The sequence below is a fragment of the Arsenophonus endosymbiont of Bemisia tabaci Q2 genome, from assembly GCF_902713415.1.
In the GTDB taxonomy this organism is placed as follows: domain Bacteria; phylum Pseudomonadota; class Gammaproteobacteria; order Enterobacterales; family Enterobacteriaceae; genus Arsenophonus.
Genome location: NZ_CACTIE010000264.1, coordinates 1 through 2,101, shown reverse-complemented (window position 1 = coordinate 2,101; position 2,101 = coordinate 1). Strand labels below are relative to the sequence as shown.

General features: G+C 35.3%; 2 protein-coding genes and 2 pseudogenes. All 4 read left to right on the top strand.

All coding sequences use genetic code 11. The annotated features are described in order from the left end of the window. Nucleotides 1–46 precede the first annotated feature (46 nt). Complete coding sequence (locus tag ARSQ2_RS11000; RefSeq protein WP_181995318.1) at nt 47–307, top strand: GrxA family glutaredoxin; 261 nt, start codon at nt 47–49, stop codon at nt 305–307. Nucleotides 308–874: 567 nt separating this feature from the next. Continuing rightward, nucleotides 875–1,147 carry an IS630 transposase-related protein gene (locus ARSQ2_RS10995; protein WP_181995317.1) on the top strand — a complete coding sequence of 91 codons (273 nt, stop codon included), beginning with the start codon at nt 875–877 and terminating at the stop codon, nt 1,145–1,147. 208 nt (nt 1,148–1,355) lie between these two features. Next, a pseudogene (locus tag ARSQ2_RS10990) lies at nt 1,356–1,616 on the top strand (transposase); the annotation flags it as partial. Between the two features lie 81 nt (nt 1,617–1,697). Further along, nucleotides 1,698–2,101, top strand: a pseudogene (locus tag ARSQ2_RS13305) (MFS transporter); the annotation flags it as partial.

Here is a 2,101-nt window from a genome sequence, read left to right as displayed (position 1 = left end):
TAATTGAACTGTAGATAATAAATAAAATTTAGTTGAAGGAGATATGATGTTTACTGTCATTTTTGGTCGCTCCGGTTGCCCCTATTGCGTCCGCGCAAAAGAATTAGCAGAAAAATTAAAACATGAACGTGATGATTTTGATTATAATTATATTGACATACAAGCAGAGGGGATCACTAAAGCTGACTTAGCTAAAAAAGCGGGTAAACCTGTTGAGACTGTTCCGCAAATTTTTATTGATGAGCAACATATTGGTGGTTGTACAGACTTTGAAGCCTACGCAAAAAAATTTTTCTTTCTTAATTAGCTGATTTTATTAAAATTATTTTCTATTTTAATTTTATATGTTAAGTTTCAGGCACAAATCAAAAAATGCTTTTTTCTTCTTTAAGAACTTTATGGATAATAAATAGTCTTAACTTATGCCACTGCTTTTCTTTGAATGTCCCAAAATTATTGAGGAATCCGATAAGTCAGGATTTAAGTTTTACCTCAAATCTGATTGCCAAATAAATGACTAGTTGTTCATGAAGAAGGAAGTTAATGAAAAACGTAGCTACAGTTCTTCTTTCTTCGGTTGTTTTACTCTTATTTACCCCGTAATCTGGCTTCAGAATAAATGACTAATTGTTCATGTTCATAAAGGAGGTTGTCAATGAAAACGGTATGTAAGATCCTTCTTTCTTCACTTGTTCTACTCTCATTTTCTTCCATAGCAGCAAAAGATTTACATAATAAACTAATCATCCAAGCTATTCCCTCCTTAGAAGGTACGGTGGTGATTGAAGGGCAGCCGAAGTATAAAAAAACGTTTAATGTTGTTGTATAGCTAAAAGACTTAATTTTGATGACATTATTTATATGATCTATTCAATTGATTTTAGAAGTAAAAGTGATATTTACGATGGAAGAAGAAGAGTTGAGTATCCGAGAAACAGCGAAGCAATTTCGGATTGGCTCTGCATCTGTATCGCGTTGGATTAATCAAATAGAGCCAAAAGCATCGAGTACGCGTCAGCGAAAAATCGATAAATCCGAGTTGATAAAAGATGTTGAACAATATCCAGATGCTTACCAAAAAGAGCGTGCAGAGCGTTTTGGCGTTTGTCAGAAAACCATTTGGCAAGTTCTTAAAAAATGGGATTGACCTATAAAAAACTCTACGTCATCCGAAAGCCGACGAAAACACTCGACAAACGTTTCAACAAAAAAACAACAGTATGAAAAAGAAGGCAAGCATATTGTTTTTATTGATGAAAGTGGTTTTTCACACGATACCCCCGCGGACTCACGGCTATTCCCCGAAAGGTCAACGGTGTGTTGGTCTCAAGAACTGAGGAGCTAAAGGAAGAACAAATGTTATCGGCGCTTTATTGGGCATAACGCTGTTTGCTATCGGATTATTTGATATCAATATTAACAGCGATTTTTTCTATGCATGGGTCACCCAAATCCTTATCCCAGTACTTCCTAAAAACAGTGTAATCATAATGGATAATGCGACTTTTCACAAGAAACAGAGTATTCAACAAGTCATCATCGATGCGGGGCATATGCTGGAATATTTGCCTACCTATTCCCCAGATCTTAATCTAATTGAACATGAATGGGCATAAGCTAAATGCAAAAAAAGAGCGCTCGGATGCGACACAGATATTTTGTTCGCATTCAATATGGTGTAATCAAAATTAAGTCGCTTAGCTATAGGATTTGGACACCCAGCGGTTACAGCTGGTTTAATGATGGCGCCAATGGCGATAAGCTCAATATCGGCAAAATCTGTTGTGACAAAAATATTAACTCAATATGGCTATAAAAAAACACTTTTTACCATAACATTTATTATTGGCTTAATTATTACTTAATTTTCATTGCAATCACCTAATATGCCAATTTATATTTTGATAATTCCTTTATTTTTACTGGGAGCGGCAATGTCGACCCAATTCATCGCTATGAATACACTTACTCTAGCGGATTTGACAGAAAACAATGCAATTTCTGGTAATAGTATGTTAGCTGTAACCCAACAACTTGCTATCAGTTTTGGAATTGCGAGTAGCGCTGCAATTTTACGCTTTTATGAATCGCTACCTTATGA

Excerpts from the sequence above, each read along its gene's own strand:
- ARSQ2_RS11000 (WP_181995318.1), top strand. The coding sequence starts at position 47 with ATGTTTACTGTCATTTTTGGTCGCTCCGGTTGCCCCTATTGCGTCCGC.